The following is a 16190-nucleotide window of genomic DNA, read 5'->3' as shown; positions in this document are numbered from 1 at the left end:
TACAAATCAACTCGTGCAACCAAACGGTATTTTTTGCTTCGTTCATGCAGAACGGGTAGGATTCATCGCCGTAAATTCCCGGCTCACCGCGCGACATCGTTCCGCCGTATCGGTAGCGGGTTTTACCCCATTTCGCACCGCCGCACGCAAACGATTGGTCAGGCGATGATTGATGGTCAGGACAAACAGGAAAGCTATGAATTCAACTAAAAAAACCGCAGCCGAACAACGCGCTGCGAAAAGACGCTGGCTCAATTCCCACGACAGCGGTTACCACAAAGCAATGGGTAACCGTCAGGTACAAATGATCGCCATTGGCGGTGCCATCGGTACCGGCCTGTTCCTTGGTGCAGGCGCGCGCTTGCAGATGGCTGGTCCTGCTCTGGCACTGGTTTATCTGGTGTGCGGTATCTTCTCCTTCTTTATCCTTCGTGCGTTGGGCGAACTGGTATTACACCGCCCATCAAGCGGCAGCTTTGTTTCTTATGCACGCGAATTCCTCGGGGAAAAAGCGTCATACGTGGCAGGCTGGATGTACTTCGTTAACTGGGCGATGACCGGTATCGTGGATATCACCGCAGTTGCGTTGTATATGCACTACTGGGGCGCGTTTGGTGATGTGCCGCAGTGGGTGTTTGCTCTCGGCGCTCTGGCGATTGTCGGTACCATGAACATGATCGGCGTGAAGTGGTTCGCCGAAATGGAGTTCTGGTTCGCATTGGTGAAAGTGCTGGCGATCGTGGTGTTCCTGATCGTCGGTGTGGTGTTCCTCGGCAGCGGTAAACCGCTAGACGGCAATACCACCGGCTTCCATCTGATCACGGACAACGGCGGTTTCTTCCCGCACGGCTTGCTGCCGGCGCTGGTGTTGGTGCAAGGCGTGGTGTTTGCCTTCGCCTCGATTGAGTTGGTGGGCACCGCGGCCGGGGAGTGTAAAGACCCGAAAACCATGCTGCCTAAAGCCATCAACAGCGTGATCTGGCGTATTGGTCTCTTCTACGTCGGTTCGGTGGTGCTGCTGGTACTGCTGCTGCCATGGAACGCCTATCAGGCAGGGCAGAGTCCGTTTGTGACCTTCTTCTCCAAACTGGGCGTACCTTACATTGGTAGCGTGATGAACATCGTGGTGCTGAGCGCAGCGTTGTCGAGCCTCAACTCGGGCTTGTACTCCACCGGTCGTATTCTACGCTCCATGTCGATGGGCGGTTCTGCGCCTCAGTTCATGTCGAAGATGAGCAAACAGCAGGTGCCGTTCGCCGGTATCCTCGTTACCATCGCGGTGTACGTGGTCGGTGTGGTGCTCAACTACTATGTGCCATCGCAGGTGTTTGAGATCGTATTGAACGTGGCTTCACTGGGCATCATCTCTTCCTGGGGCTTTATCGTGGTGTGCCAGATGCGTCTGCGCAAAGCGATTAAAGAAGGTAAAGCGGAAGACGTCAGTTTCAAGCTGCCGTGGGCACCGTTCACTTCATGGTTGACGCTGCTGTTCCTGGTGAGCGTGCTGGTGTTGATGGCGTTTGATTATCCAAACGGTACCTACACTATTGCATCCATCCCACTGATTGCCGTGGTACTGGTGCTGGGCTGGTTCGGTGTGCGCAAACGCGTGCATGCGGAAGCCATGAAAGAGCACGACCATCATCATGACGAACAGGATGATGGGGCAGCTAAGCTGGCGGAAGATAGCTCGCGTTAATCGCAGCCATTCTCATCAACGGGGGCCTTTTGGCCCCCGTTTTCATTTCAATTGTCCTTCCCTTGATCCCACATCGGGATATACACCTTTCGGGTGATATAGCCCTGCAAAAGCTCAGGGTATTTTACGCCTCATCTCAAGCTGGCTAAACGAGGTGAGCGCATGACGCACTCCATTCTCCCTGAAAGCAGTTGGCACGTATGCGGTCTGGTCATCCAGGCGCGATCTCACGCCATCCCGGCGGTAAAGCAGGCATTGCTGTTGCTTTCTGATTGCGAAATCGCCGCCGAAGACAGTGCACGCGGCACGCTGGCCGTGACCCTGGGTGCTGCTGATAGTCGCGCCTTGCTGAATAACATCGAAGCCACCCGCAATATCCCGCATGTATTGGCCGTTTCTCTGGTGTATCACCAGCAAGACGAAACGGAATATCGTCACAAGGAAGCATCATGAAAGTCAGTCGTCGAGAATTTATGAAGGCCAATGCGGCCGCAGCGGCGGCAGTGGCCGCCGGACTCACTATTCCCAGCGTCACCAAAGCCGTGACCGCACTGGGCGCCCCGATCCGCTGGGAAAAGGCGCCGTGTCGTTTTTGTGGCACCGGTTGTGGCGTGCTGGTGGGCACGCAAGAGGGACGCGTGGTGGCCTCACAGGGCGATCCGCAGGCGGAAGTAAACCGTGGGTTGAACTGCATCAAAGGTTATTTCCTGCCCAAGATCATGTACGGAAAAGACCGCCTGACGCAGCCGTTGCTGCGCATGACCGATGGCCACTACGACAAAGAAGGCGAGTTTACCCCGGTGAGTTGGGATCAGGCCTTCGACATCATGGAACAGAAGTTCAAAGCGGCGCTAAAAGCCAACGGGCCTGAATCCATCGGCATGTTCGGTTCCGGTCAATGGACGGTATGGGAAGGGTATGCCGCCTCTAAATTGATGAAAGCCGGTTTCCGCACCAATAATCTCGATCCTAATGCGCGTCACTGCATGGCCTCGGCGGTGGTGGGCTTTATGCGTACCTTCGGCATGGATGAACCGATGGGCTGCTACGATGACATCGAAGTGGCCGATGCCTTTGTGCTGTGGGGCTCGAACATGGCCGAGATGCATCCGATTCTCTGGTCACGCCTGACGGCCCGTCGCCTGAGCGATGACAATGTTAAAGTCGCGGTGCTCTCTACCTACCGTCATCGCAGTTTTGAACTGGCTGATAACGGCATGGTGTTTACGCCGCAAAGCGATTTGGCGATTCTTAACTTCATCGCCAACTACATCATTCAGAACAACAAAGTCGATAAAACCTTCCTGCAGAATCACGTGACGCTACGTAAAGGCGTCACGGATATCGGCTATGGATTGCGCCCAAGCGATCCGCGTCAGGCCTCAGCGAAAAACCCGGATAGCGGCGAATCCACGCCGATCAGCTTCGACGAGTACGCCAAATTCGTTGCCGAATACACGGTAGAGAAAGCCAGTGAGATGAGCGGTGTAGAGCAGGATCAGCTGATTGCGCTGGCCGAACTCTATGCCGACCCAAACATCAACGTGGTCTCCTACTGGACCATGGGCTTTAATCAACATACGCGCGGCGTGTGGGCCAATAACCTGTGCTACAACATCCATCTGCTGACCGGAAAAATCTCGCGCCCCGGCACCGGTCCCTTCTCGCTCACCGGGCAACCCTCCGCGTGCGGAACCGCACGTGAAGTCGGCACCTTCTCGCATCGCCTGCCCGCAGACATGGTGGTGAATAACGATAAGCACCGTGCGACGGCTGAGAAACTGTGGAAGCTGCCGCAGGGCACCATTCCCGCCAAAATCGGCCTGCATGCGGTCGCTCAGGATCGCGCGCTGAAAGACGGCAAACTGAATGCGTACTGGGTGATGTGTAACAACAACATGCAGGCGGGCCCGAACCTGACGCAGGAGCGCATGCCAGGCTGGCGTGATGCACGCAACTTTATCGTGGTGTCCGATCCTTATCCCACCGTCAGTGCTTTGTGTGCGGACTTGATCCTGCCGACGGCGATGTGGGTGGAGAAAGAGGGTGCTTACGGCAACGCCGAGCGTCGTACTCAGTTCTGGCACCAACAGGTGAAAGCACCGGGTGAGGCCAAATCGGATCTGTGGCAGATGGTGAATTTCGCTAAGCGTTTCCGCGTAGCAGAGGTCTGGCCGGAAGCGTTGATTGCCCAACAGCCAGAGCTGCGAGATAAAACCTTGTATGACGTGCTGTACGCCAACGGCCAGGTTAATCAATTCCCGTTGAGCGAAGTGGCCGACGATCGACTGAACGACGAGGCGCGCGATTTTGGCTTCTACATCCAAAAAGGCCTGTTTGAAGAGTATGCCAGCTTTGGTCGCGGACACGGTCACGATCTGGCGCCATTCGATGCCTATCATGAAGCGCGCGGATTGCGCTGGCCGGTGGTGAATGGCAAAGAAACGCGCTGGCGCTACCGCGAAGGCTTTGACAGCTACGTCAAAGCGGGCGAGGGCGTGCGTTTCTATGGCAAACCAGATGGCAAAGCCACCATTTTTGCCCTGCCGTATGAGCCGCCCGCTGAAGCACCGGACGCCGAGTACGATATGTGGTTCTGTACCGGCCGCGTGCTGGAACACTGGCACACCGGCACCATGACGCGTCGCGTGCCGGAGCTGCATCGTGCCGTGCCGCAGGCGCTGCTGTATATCCATCCGCTGGACGCCAAAGATCGCGGTTTCCGCCGTGGCGAGAAGGTCCGCGTGATGTCACGCCGTGGCGAAACCGTCGCCACGGTCGAAACGCGCGGACGTAATCAACCGCCAAAAGGGCTGGTGTTTATGCCGTTCTTTGATGCTGGCGTGCTGGCCAACAACGTCACGCTGGATGCCACCGATCCGCTATCGAAGCAGACCGATTACAAAAAATGCGCCGTTAAGCTGGTCAAAATTTAAGGCAGGATGCAATGAAACCCTTATTTACTCTTATCACCGTTGCCGCCCTGACGCTGGGCGGCGTGGTTTACGCGGGTCATGAAGTGGATCTCACACAATCCCCGGAAGTCACGGCCACGCAGCAGGGCACGATCCATCAACCGAAAGAGCAGAGCCGCAAACCGCTGAACTACGTGAATCAGCCGCCGGTGATCCCGCACAGCGTTGATGGCTACCAGGTGACGAAAAACGTCAACCGCTGCCTGCAGTGCCACGGCACGCAAAGTTACCTGACCACCGGCGCACCGCGCGTGAGCCCAACACACTTTACCGATCGTGATGGCCTGGTGAGCAGCACGGTATCGCCGCGCCGCTACTTCTGTTTGCAGTGCCACGTCCCGCAGACCGATGCCAAACCGGTGGTGGAGAACACCTTTAAACCGGCCAACGGCTTTGGGCAGTGAGGATATCAATGAAACAGAGATTATTACGCATCTGGCGCTGGTGGCGACGCCCCAGCCGCTTAGCACTCGGCACGCTGCTGATTTTGGGTTTTGCCGGTGGGATTATTTTCTGGGGCGGTTTTAATACCGCAATGGAGATGACCAACCGCGAGCAGTTCTGCATTGGCTGCCATGAGATGCGCAACAATGTGTATCAGGAATACATGCAGACGGTGCACTACAACAACCGCAGCGGCGTGCGTGCCACTTGCCCGGATTGCCATGTGCCGCACGAATGGGGCCCGAAAATGCTGCGCAAATTGCAAGCCAGCAAAGAGGTGTACGCCAAGATCTTCGGCCTGATCGACACACCGCAGAAGTTTGAAGAGACGCGTATCGAGCTGGCACAGAATGAGTGGCGCAGGATGAAAAATAATAACTCGCAGGAGTGCCGAAACTGCCACAACTTCGAGTACATGGATTTCACCGCGCAGAAGACCGTGGCAGCAAAAATGCACAGCAAAGCGGTGGAGGATGGGCAAACCTGTATTGATTGCCACAAAGGTATTGCGCACCATCTGCCGGATATGAGCGCGCAAAAGAACGGTTTTTGATTTTCGCATTGTCATCAATTCGCGCGATAAATCGCGCCGCTACTTCTCTCTGCACCTTGTCGTAGCGGCGCAACGTATTGCGCGACCGTTCTCGCCCTTCATTGCGCATTGACCGCACGAATTCAGATAGTTTTCCCTGCACCCTGTCGTAGCGGCGCAACGTATTGCGCGACCGTTCTCGCCCATCATTGCGCATTGACCGCTCGAATTCAGATAGTTTTCCCCGCCGCTAACGCCTATTATCTCAGGCTCCCTCATTAAGCGGTGGAGCGGCCATGTCGTTAAAGATCAACATCATTAAAGATAAGTTACTGTCAGATAATTACTTTATCCTGCGTAACTTCACCTACGAACTGACCCGTAGCAACGGCGAAGTCATCCGCCACAAACGCGAAGTCTATGATCGCGGCAACGGCGCCACCATCCTGCTTTATAACCGCGATAAAAATACCGTGCTGCTGATTCGTCAGTTCCGCATTGCGACTTACGTTAACGGTAATGCCAGCGGTGAATTGATTGAGACCTGCGCGGGGCTGCTGGATAACGACACGCCGGAAGATTGCATCCGCAAAGAAGCCATCGAAGAGACCGGTTATGAGGTCGGCAAGGTCGAGAAGCTGTTTGAAGCCTATATGTCACCGGGTGGCGTAACAGAAATCGTCCATTTCTTCGCGGCAGAGTATAGCGATGCAATGCGCGCCAATGCCGGTGGTGGCGTAGAAGATGAAGAGATTACCGTGCTGGAGTTGCCTTTCCCGCAAGCGCTGGCGATGGTGAAAGATGGCCGCATCCTCGACGGTAAAGCGATTATGCTGCTGCAATATGCGCAGATTGCAGGTTGGTTAAAAGCCTGACCGGTGCATCATTAAGGGCGACTTTCATGGCCGCCCACAGTCATTCAAGCCATCACTTCCAACGGCTCGGGCACGCACTCCGGATGTGCCTGCATACGCGCCAGCGCTTCGGCGTACGAAGGCATTGAATTAGCCGCACCAGAACGCTCGACACATAACGAAGCAAACGCCGAAGCGAACAGAGCCGCCTGTGGCAGTTCATCGCCAGACGCTAAACGCGCTGCCAGCGCACCGTTAAACGCATCGCCCGCGCCGGTGGTATCCAGCGGTTGTGCCGGGAACAGCGGAATGCGCAGCGGCTGCTGTTCCGCATTGGACAACAGGGCGCCCGCCATCCCCAGGGTAATAATCACCTGACGCGCGCCTTTGCGGTGCATCACTTCTGCGGCTTTCTGCGCACTGGCAAAATCCGTCACCTTTACGCCGGTAATCTGCATCGCTTCGGTGCTATTGGGCGTCAGTAAATCCACCTTCGCCAGCAGTGCATCACTCACTTTTTGCCACGGCGCCGGGTTTAAAATCACAAAGGTGCCACCCGCACGCGCATTATCAATCATGCGCTGAATGGCATTCAGGTTGTTCTCTAGCTGCACCAACAAGATATCTGCTGCGGCTACCGTAGGCTGACAGCGCGACACTTCCGCCGCCGTCACCGTGGTGTTCGCGCCTGGGAACACCGAAATCATGTTCTCAGCATCATCCCCGGCCACATAAATCAGTGCGTTGCCGGTAGGCTTCTCTTTACAGGTAAACAGCGTAATCGCATCAAAGCCGGTTTTTTCGAGGTGACGACGGGCGAAAGTGCCAAAATCATCATTACCGACCTTGCCGATATAGTGCACGCGCGCCCCGGCACGCAGCGCCGCCGTGGCCTGGTTTGCGCCTTTGCCGCCCGGTCCCATCATGCTGTTATGGGCAGTCAGTGATTCACCCGGCATCGGGAAGCGGTTCATCACCGCGACGACGTCGAGGTTGAACGAGCCAAACACACACACTTTTCCTTTCATCATGCACTCCTGAACAGGCGTTCGGCGGCTAAACAGGCACCGCGACAGCCGGTGTGATCGGTGGATTGACTAAACACGATCTTCAAATTGTCACGCGTGGCCGGTGGACGCAGATGCTGCTGAATCTGACTGCGTAACTGCGCCAGCGGGAAGTCCGCCATCGCCAGCACTCCGCCACCCAGAATCAGGTATTCGGGATCGAGGATGTTCATTTCGGTGGCAATCAGCTGCGCCAAACGATAAACAAATGCCTGCAACTCCGGATGGTCGCCATGTTGCGTAAACAGCGCCGACATATCGGTATTCGGCACGTGAGCCTTAGCCCAGTGACTCAACCAATGGCCCGAAGTCACCGTCTCCGCACAACCCCGGTTGCCGCACGGGCAGGGTAGATCGTTACCGGCAATCGGCACATGGCCCAATTCACCCGCGCCGCCGTGCTGGCCGTGGTAAAAGCGACCATTGATCCACAAGCTGTTGCCCATACCGGTACCGGGATACAAACCTACCGCGATATCCGGCAACTGCTCCAGCTGCATTAAATCCCACATCATCAGATGGTTAACATCTTTATCCATCGCCACTGGCACGCCAAGACGCTCGGTGAGGATCGCCGCCACAGGCTGATGATCCAGCGCCTGAATAAACGGCAGCGAAATCACCTGCTGACGATCGCGGCTGAGAATGCCCGGCAATCCCAGCATCACGCCGCTCACCGGTTGCTGCTCCAGTGTTTCACTGATTAACTGCCCGAGTGCCGTCAATGCGTCGGGCTGCTGCGCCCAGCTGGCCGTCGGCACCTTGCGGAAGCTGGACCAGATGCGTCCCTCTTCCATCAGCTGCAGACGTGTGCCGGTGCCGCCAATGTCGATGCCCAGCCAGCGTGGAATCATGCGGATACCTTCGCCAGGCCCTGAGCTTCATCAATGCTGTCACGCATCATGTCCCAGGCCGTTGCCAGATCGTCATGGATGTTAAACAGGCCCGAGGTACCGACGATCAGTACTTCTGCACCTGCTCCAACCAGCGTGTTGTAAGTGCGCGTGTTGCAGGAACCATCGATCTCAATCAGATATTTGTGGCCATGCTGCTGCTTCAGGGCTTTCAGTTCCTGCACTTTGGCGACCATTTCCGGGATGAATGGCTGTCCGGCATAGCCAGGATCCACGGTCATCACGGTGATTTTGTCCAGCAGATGAATATAGTGATGGATAAACGATACTGGTGTGGCCGGGTTCAGCACCACGCCGACTTTCTTGCCAAAGCTGCGAATCAGGTTGATCACGCGGAACGCATCGCGGTTGATGGTTTCTGCATGTGGGCAGATGTAGTCGGCACCCGCTTTGGCAATCACTTCAATGAAGTCGGTCGGGTGTTCCACCATCAAATGCACATCCAGCGCCACTTTGGTGTGTGGACGAATCTGCTCAATAAAGAACGGCGACAGCGTGATGTTCTTAACGTAGTGACCGTCCATGATATCGATATGGAGGAAGTCTGCGCGGGAGTCCAGCACTTCCAGCTGGTGCTTGATCTCCATCAGATTCATACACATCAACGACGGGGAGACTTGAATACGCATTAGACTTCCTTTTTTTCGGTCAGAGGATTAAGGGCCGCAGCGAGCTTGCTCAGCTTGACGGCACGATGTTCATTAAAACGGGCTTTGAATTGTTTGAAGGCCAGTACCACAATCAGCACAGCGCCCCACATCGCCAGGCTTACGTGCTGGCTGATGTTCATCAGATTGAAACCGGTAGAGAGCACTTGCAGGGCAATCAGCGCCAGTACCACCCCCGTGACGCGGCCGAAGCCACCGTTCGGGTCGGTGCCGCCGAGAATAATCGCCAGCACGGTCAGCAGCAGATACGCATCGCCGTAACCCATACGCGCTGAGTTAAATCGCGCCATCATGATCAATCCGGCTAACACGCACAGCAGGCTGGAGATGACGTACACCAGTACCACCATGCGATGCGTGTTGATGCCGCTGAACCAGGTGGCGTTAATGTTGCTGCCGCCCATGTAGATGCATTTACCGGCGCGGGTTTTGCCCAGGAACAGCGCCAGCAGCGCAGCGGCAATCAGGAACACCCATAACGGCAATGGCATACCCAACAGCGTGTTGGAACCGAGTGCCTGCACCACCGATGGCATGCCGCTGACAGCGGCACCTTTGGTTAGCCAGATGCCGATGCCGTTCAGCGTCATCATGGTTGCCAGCGTCACCAGAATCGGGTGAGCACCAATTCGCGTCACCATCACACCGGTGATGACACCGATAAAGGCGGCAATCAGCATTGCGCCGACGATGGCGATAAACAGCCACAGCAGTTGCTGGCCGGTGCCGGCATCGGCGGGCAGGGCGCTCATCAGCGTCCAGGCGATAAACAGTGCAGTCAGGTTGGCGGTAGCGATAATCGCCAGGTTCAGGCCGCCGCTGAGGATGGCGATAAACATGGCCAGCGTCAGCAAGCCCAGTTCCGGCAGCTGGAATGCCATGCTCATAAAGGTCGAGTCGGTCATAAAGCGGCCCGGCAGCATGAAGGTGAAGATTGCCAGCGCCAGCGCAATCAGCAGCATCAGGCCAATATTGGTGCCGTCCGGACGCAGAGCAGAGAGTGATTTCATGTGAATGCTCCTGTCAGACGAAACTGACGTCAGTTTCTTTACGTTTTTTGTAGTGAGTGACGGCAATCGCCACCATGATCACGCCGCCTACCACGATGTTCATGAAGTAGTTGGAGACGCCAATCAGGTTGAGGCCGTTCTTCAGGATGGCGATCAGGAACACGCCCATCAGTGTGCCGCTCACCGTACCTTTACCGCCCATCAGGCTGGCACCGCCCAGTACCGTGGCCGCCAGTACATCCAGCTCGCCACCGACTAACGCATTCGGTACCACTTCACCCATGCGATACACCTGCACCAGGCCGCCAATCGCCGCCATCGCACCGAGCCAGCCGTAAGCGAAAACGTGAATCAGACCGACACGAATCCCGATACGACGTGCGGATTCCGCATCGCCGCCCACCGCATACAGCTGGCGGCCGAGGTTGGTTTTGTTGAGCAGCAGCGCAGTCAGTCCGGCAATCACCAGCATGGTGATCAGCGGCAGGCCAATCTGGAAACTGTTGCCTTGCCAGGTGAAGGGCAGCACGCTGCGCAGCGTGATCCACCAGTCCGGCAGGGAATAAAGGCTCTTACCGCCGGTCACCCACATCAGCAGACCAAACAGCAGCGACTGCATACTGATGGTGATGATGATCGACACCACGCGCAGCGAGGTAATCAGCAGGGCGTTAATCACGCCAAAGGTGGTGCCGCAGACAATCGCCAGCAGGATGCTCAGCGCCGCGTTATCAAACTGGAACTGCACAAACAGCGAAGCGATCAGGTATTGCACCACCGACGCCACCGCGGCGAAGGAGATATCGATCCCGCCGGTCACCAGCACCACAAACAGGCCGAGGGCAAAAATACCGGTCACCGCGTAACTTTCGGCCAGATCCAGCAGGTTCTGTACGGAGAGGAACTGGTCGCTGGCCACCGAGAAAAACAGGATGAAAGCCAGCAGCACCCACGCCAGCCAGCCTTGACTGGAGTGCGGGCGTAAACGAGAAAAATCAGGCATTGATCACCTCCGCCAGCTGTTCTTGCTCAACGGTATCGGGTTGGTATTCGGCATGAACGGTGCCATCACGGAAGTGCAGAATGCGGTCGCAGTTGTACCAAACCTCTGGCACTTCATCGGAAATCAGAATGATCGACAGACCTTCCTTCGCCAGCTCGTGGATCAGCTGATAGATGCTGGCTTTAGCGCCGACATCCACGCCCACGGTCGGCGAGTCCAGAATCAGAATGCGCGGCTGGGTCAGCACCCATTTCGCCAGCACAATCTTTTGCTGGTTGCCGCCGGAGAGGGTAGAGATCGCCAGATTGGGATCGGCCACGCGCACACCGAGCTGTTGAATCCATTGCAGGATCAGCTTGTTCTTGCGGTATTCGTCGATGATGTGAAAACGGTTTTGCAGTTTGTCGAGGATCGGCAGCACCATGTTGTCAGCCACCGATTGCTGCTGCACCAGACCGAGGGTTAAGCGGTCTTCGGAGACATAACCGATACCGGCTTTGATGGCATCTTCATGACCGCGGAAACGCACGGGCTTGCTGTCGAGCCAGATTTTGCCGCTATCGGGTTTGGTCATGCCAAACAGCGACAGTGCCAGTTCGGTACGACCGGAGCCGAGCAGGCCGCACAGGCCGAGTACTTCGCCCTGATACAGCTTGAAATTGACGTCATGGTATTGACCGGCGCGTGTCAGGTTCTCGACTTCGAGAATGGCGCGGTCGGCATTACGCGTTGGCGCTTTCAGTTGATAATCGAGTTTCAGCCCGGTCATCAGTTCAGTCAGATGATGTGGCGTCATCTCTTTAGCGGGCCAGCAGCCCATCTTGCGTCCGTCACGGATCACGGTCACGCGATCCGAAATCTCTAATACTTCATCCAGACGGTGGCTGACGAACACCACGCAGATGTTTTTGTCTTTCAGGTAGCGCACAGTGCGCAGCAGTTGGTTTACTTCGGTGCGGGTCAGAGAAGCCGTCGGTTCGTCCATGATCACCAGGCGCGCATCGGCGACCAGTGCACGGCAAATCGCCACCTGCTGACGTGCAGCAATCGACAGCGCCGAGACTTTCTCATCCAAATCGAGATCGAATTTCAATTCTTCAATAATACGGGTTGCCGTTTCACGCAGCTTCGCCTTGCGGTGCCAGCCGAGCAGGCCAATAAGGTTGTGCTCAAAGGCGATGTTCTCGGCCACGCTCAAATTCGGGAACAACGACAGATCCTGATAAATCACCTGGATACCGAAATCACGCGCCTGACGGGTGGTCAGACGCGGGAAGGTCGGGCCATCACCCAGGGTAATGCGGCTGCCACTGTCCGGGGCGTGTACCCCGGAAATGACTTTGATTAAGGTGCTCTTGCCACAGCCGTTGGTGCCAGCCAGGCAGTGCACTTCGCCCGCCAGTAAGCTCAGCGAGATATCGCTCAGTGCGCGGTTGCCACCAAAATTTTTCGACAGGTTGTCGAGCGCAATTAACGTCTGTGGGATCACCTCTTTCATCATTACAGCCCCATTTTCACCAGTTTTGGCAGGTTTTCTTTATCCAGGCTTTCGGTGTTGTTACCGAGGATGGTGTGGGTCGCCTCGTCAACTTTCACTTTACCCAGACCGTCGATGGTCATACCGTCGGTGATCGGCTCTTTCTTCTGCATCATGTCGGCGATACGCACGAACACTTCGCCAGCGGTTTGCGGGTTCCAGATGTAGCCGCCTTTGATCGCGCCACGCTGCACCAGTGAAGCACCCTGGCCTGGGCTGAAGGCGCCAATGACGCACACCTGATCAATCTTGTTGCGGTTCATCACTGCACGACCGGCACCGATTGGGCCCTGTGAGCCGAATGCCATAATGCCTTTCAGATCCGGGTATTTGGACATCAGTTCGTTAGTGGTACGGATGGAGTCATCCAGCGATTCGCCGACGCCGAACTTGTCGGTCACCATCTGCATTTTTGGATAGTGCTCTTTCTGGTAGTTCAGCGCGGCATCGGTCCACTGTTGATGCAGTGGCACAGTCAGGCTGCCGACGTACATGGCGTATTTGCCCTCTTCATGCATGCATTTCGCCAGTGCTTTCATATGGTTGATGCCGTGAGTCGGGGCATCCACCAGTTCGAAGTCCCAGTTCGCGCCTTTCTGATCCGGTGATTCGTGGGTGATCACCTGAATGCCGGCTTCACGTGCACGTTTCAGTACCGGTTCCAGCACTTTCGGGTCATTCGGTACTACGCCGATGATGTCGACTTTCTGCGCAATCAAATCTTCGATCGCACGCACCTGCAGGGCAGGGTCGGCGGCGGTTGGGCCTACCATCCATGCATCAATGCCGCGTTTCGCCGCTTCACTCTTGATGCCCGCTTCCATGGCGTTGAACCATGGAATACCGCCAATTTTCACCACGATGCCCATGCGTAATTTGTCAGCAGCGTGCGCGCCGGTAGCGGCAAACAGAGCAAGCAGAGAACAGGCGATAAGATGTTTTTTCATAAAGACTCCGGATTAATTTTTTATAAGCTGCATTGAATTGTTGCGCTGTGAGCAATCAATAATATTGACGCCGTTCCAGGCTAATTCTTGTTCCAGCTCTTTGTCTTTTAATTGGTCAGTGATGAGAAAGTCCACATCGCGATAATGACAAATACGCGCGAATGAGGGCCGCAGGAATTTACTGGCATCCAGCAGCAGATGTTTTCTTTCTGCTGCCAGTAACATCTGTTGTTTTAAATGTGCGTTGTTTTCGTTACCTTCACGTAAATAACCGTCATTGCCTAAACTGCTACAGGAAAAAAAGATCTTATTGATCTGAAATTCCCGTAAAGGCTGTTCAGCGACAACACCGTGGAAATCTTCATAACGGTCAGAATATTCTCCCCCCAGACAGATGGTGCGGATACTGCCGCGCGCCGCAAGGGTTTGCACAATTCTGATAGAGTTGGTTAATACCGTTAATTCAATATCCGGTAGCTGTCGCGCCAAATACCAGCAAGTGGTGCTACTGTCGAGTAATATACAATCGCCGGGGCTGATGAAATCGAGTGCACGTTTGGCTATTGCCATCTTTGCATCTACATGTTCATTCATGCGCTGGCGGAAAGATAATTCATACTCGTTGACACCCCTCGTATTCCCCTGAATGTTAGCGGCTTGTCGTTTTGCTGGTACTGCACCGCCGTGGCTACGCTGCAACAGCCCACGTTTCTCCAGCTGAGTTAAATCACGACGAATCGTTTCTTGCGAAACCTGACACAACGTGACTAATTCAGCGACAATAACCCGACCATTTAAATTTAGTTCGTCAATAATTCGCTGCTGTCTTTCAATCGGCAACATGACTTCCCTCCGATGGCTATAAAGTACTGGATACCGCAGCGGGAAAATGTGGACTGCGCACGAGTCCGCAGTGGTCAAAATGCCCGGCGACGTTAGAGTGATATGGGTTAAATTTTTATGTAAATGAGATGTCTATTTTTCATGTAATAGAGATCTGATTCACATAAACACGCGTGTTAGCGCTAAATCGCGGGATCGGTAGCAAACAATTATTACCGTATGAAAACACCTTATCATGACCGAGTATGACCGTTTGTGTGTATTTGACCGATTTGTGATGTGCGCAAAATTGTTTTTAGCCAAACCCGTCTTTGACGGCATGACGTCGAGCGGACGGAGGTGTTACCCAGATACACGCTTTCAGACAAACATGACTCCACAGTCCGACGAATCCGATTGAGCGGAAATCAGTCGAAATGGATGATGGAATTCTTGCTTCTCCAGCCTCAGATCGCCCTCAGGCGACGGCTTTTTCAGCAGTTAGTACCGCTTTTAGGGCCAGCTCACAGTTTCGGCCTGCTGACCACGTTGTCGTTACGCTATGATTTCTTTTCAGGGAATTTGGGGACCTTTTTTTTTGATGTCTTATTGGATGAAGTCGCTGCTTTTATTGCCCTTTGTGTTTGTCGCGTGCGTTCAGGCTGAGCCATTACAAAAGTCATTTTCTGACTGGCAGCTCACCTGTAACAACGCGGCTTTTTGCGTGGCACGCAGCTTTCCGGGGGACAACGGATTAGTGATGACCCTATCACGTGGCGCTGGTGTTAACGATCGCCCGCTGCTGCGTATTGATTACGGCAGCGCGTACAGCGGAGAGCTGCCCGGCGGACCGCTGAAGGAAAATTTGCTGCTGGATCAACGTCGCCTGACGCCAGACCTCAAACACTGGAGCGTGGAGCCACACCATCTCGCCACCAGTAATGCCATCGCCATCGACGAATTTCTGGCGCAAACGCTGGATGCCCATACTCTGCAACTGACCTATCAGGCTAAAGCCACTATCCCACTCAGCGGCATGAAAGCCGCGCTATTGTTGATGGATGACGTTCAGGGGCGGGTAAATGGTGCCAGCGCCTGGGTGAAGCGGGGCGATCGCGCGCCATCGGACGTTCTCCCTGTGCCGCAGGTACCGCAACTGCCCGCTCGCTTACCGCAGCCAGCGCCGTTAACTCAGGAAGAAACCAGCGGGTTAATTGATTACGGTACCTGGCGGGTTAACACCGACAACTGTTCGCTCGATCCGCTGAGACGTGAAGTGAGTGTAGCGCCGCTCACCGACACTAAAGCGCTGCTTTTGATCAGTTGTGAAGCCGGTGCCTATAACGTGATTGATTTGGCCTTTGAGGTGACGCGTAGCCAGCCTTACGTTGCTCGCGGGCTGACGTTGACCTTGCCATTCACGCCACCCGGACGCAGTGACAATCAGATGGAGTTGGTGAACGCTGAATTCGATGCCAGCAGCGGTTTGCTTTACACCTTCAGTAAAGGCCGCGGTCTGGGAGATTGTGGTGTCGCCACGCGTTGGCAGTACGACGGAAATGACTTTGTGCTGGCAGAGTATGCTGAAGAGAAAACCTGTGACGCATGGCATAGCAGTGATAAATGGCCCACGCTGTGGGTCAGCCAGCCCCCGTCATAATTCGCACTGCAGATGCGTTGGCTGTTTTCATTCACCCCAGTCACTTACTGATGTAAGC

Annotated in this window: 15 protein-coding genes; 7 read left to right on the top strand and 8 right to left on the bottom strand. The window is 55.2% G+C overall.

What is annotated here, in order from left to right; genetic code table 11:
* Positions 1–196 precede the first annotated feature (196 nt).
* From ansP to nudK, 6 genes are all read left to right on the top strand, one after another.
* The gene (ansP, locus tag JK231_RS07510) at positions 197–1699 is read left to right on the top strand and encodes an L-asparagine permease (RefSeq protein ID WP_097118576.1); all 1503 of its coding nucleotides are present in this window, start codon (positions 197–199) and stop codon (positions 1697–1699) included.
* Between the two features lie 162 nt (positions 1700–1861).
* On the top strand, positions 1862–2152 hold the full coding sequence (locus JK231_RS07505) for a chaperone NapD (protein WP_045814879.1): 291 nt from the start codon (positions 1862–1864) through the stop codon (positions 2150–2152).
* Positions 2149–4635: a nitrate reductase catalytic subunit NapA gene (gene napA, locus JK231_RS07500; RefSeq protein WP_211728293.1), complete on the top strand. Its 2487-nt coding sequence runs from the start codon at positions 2149–2151 to the stop codon at positions 4633–4635. The genes JK231_RS07505 and napA overlap by 4 nt, the downstream gene beginning before the upstream one ends.
* An 11-nt stretch (positions 4636–4646) precedes the next feature.
* On the top strand, positions 4647–5078 hold the full coding sequence (gene napB, locus JK231_RS07495; RefSeq protein ID WP_211728292.1) for a nitrate reductase cytochrome c-type subunit: 432 nt from the start codon (positions 4647–4649) through the stop codon (positions 5076–5078).
* Between the two features lie 8 nt (positions 5079–5086).
* The gene (gene napC, locus JK231_RS07490; protein ID WP_097118573.1) at positions 5087–5671 is read left to right on the top strand and encodes a cytochrome c-type protein NapC; all 585 of its coding nucleotides are present in this window, start codon (positions 5087–5089) and stop codon (positions 5669–5671) included.
* A 275-nt stretch (positions 5672–5946) separates the two neighbouring features.
* Positions 5947–6525 (top strand): GDP-mannose pyrophosphatase NudK, encoded by a 579-nt coding sequence (gene nudK, locus JK231_RS07485; RefSeq protein ID WP_097118572.1) that lies wholly within the window; start codon positions 5947–5949, stop codon positions 6523–6525.
* Between the two features lie 44 nt (positions 6526–6569).
* Here the strand turns inward: nudK and JK231_RS07480 are convergent, their stop codons facing one another.
* Genes JK231_RS07480 through JK231_RS07445 form a run of 8 tightly spaced genes read right to left on the bottom strand, consistent with a single transcriptional unit; the run spans position 6570 to position 14493 of the window.
* Positions 6570–7532 (bottom strand): ribokinase, encoded by a 963-nt coding sequence (locus JK231_RS07480; protein ID WP_034825823.1) that lies wholly within the window; start codon positions 7530–7532, stop codon positions 6570–6572.
* Positions 7532–8425: an allose kinase gene (gene alsK, locus JK231_RS07475; RefSeq protein ID WP_097118570.1), complete on the bottom strand. Its 894-nt coding sequence runs from the start codon at positions 8423–8425 to the stop codon at positions 7532–7534. Before alsK ends, JK231_RS07480 begins: the two co-directional genes overlap by 1 nt.
* Complete coding sequence (gene alsE / locus JK231_RS07470) at positions 8422–9114, bottom strand: D-allulose 6-phosphate 3-epimerase (protein WP_038645526.1); 693 nt, start codon at positions 9112–9114, stop codon at positions 8422–8424. Before alsE ends, alsK begins: the two co-directional genes overlap by 4 nt.
* On the bottom strand, positions 9114–10163 hold the full coding sequence (locus JK231_RS07465; RefSeq protein ID WP_058959087.1) for an ABC transporter permease: 1050 nt from the start codon (positions 10161–10163) through the stop codon (positions 9114–9116). Before JK231_RS07465 ends, alsE begins: the two co-directional genes overlap by 1 nt.
* 13 nt (positions 10164–10176) lie before the next feature.
* Positions 10177–11166, bottom strand: a complete 990-nt coding sequence (locus tag JK231_RS07460) for an ABC transporter permease (RefSeq protein WP_034825832.1) — start codon at positions 11164–11166, stop codon at positions 10177–10179.
* Positions 11159–12664 (bottom strand): sugar ABC transporter ATP-binding protein, encoded by a 1506-nt coding sequence (locus JK231_RS07455; protein ID WP_211728330.1) that lies wholly within the window; start codon positions 12662–12664, stop codon positions 11159–11161. The genes JK231_RS07460 and JK231_RS07455 overlap by 8 nt, the downstream gene beginning before the upstream one ends.
* A gap of 2 nt (positions 12665–12666) precedes the next feature.
* Positions 12667–13650, bottom strand: coding sequence for a substrate-binding domain-containing protein (locus JK231_RS07450; RefSeq protein WP_034825834.1), 984 nt, complete (start codon positions 13648–13650; stop codon positions 12667–12669).
* A 12-nt stretch (positions 13651–13662) separates the two neighbouring features.
* Positions 13663–14493: a DeoR/GlpR family DNA-binding transcription regulator gene (locus tag JK231_RS07445; protein ID WP_034825836.1), complete on the bottom strand. Its 831-nt coding sequence runs from the start codon at positions 14491–14493 to the stop codon at positions 13663–13665.
* Positions 14494–15073: 580 nt separating this feature from the next.
* Between JK231_RS07445 and JK231_RS07440 the strand changes: the two genes are divergently transcribed.
* The gene (locus tag JK231_RS07440) at positions 15074–16132 is read left to right on the top strand and encodes a DUF1176 domain-containing protein (RefSeq protein ID WP_097118569.1); all 1059 of its coding nucleotides are present in this window, start codon (positions 15074–15076) and stop codon (positions 16130–16132) included.
* Positions 16133–16190 lie beyond the last annotated feature (58 nt).

The sequence above is a fragment of the Pantoea sp. JGM49 genome (assembly GCF_018257655.1).
Classification (GTDB): Bacteria; Pseudomonadota; Gammaproteobacteria; order Enterobacterales; family Enterobacteriaceae; genus Pantoea; species Pantoea communis.
The sequence above is the reverse complement of the archived record's forward strand: the minus strand, read 5'-3'. Positions and strand labels throughout refer to the sequence as shown.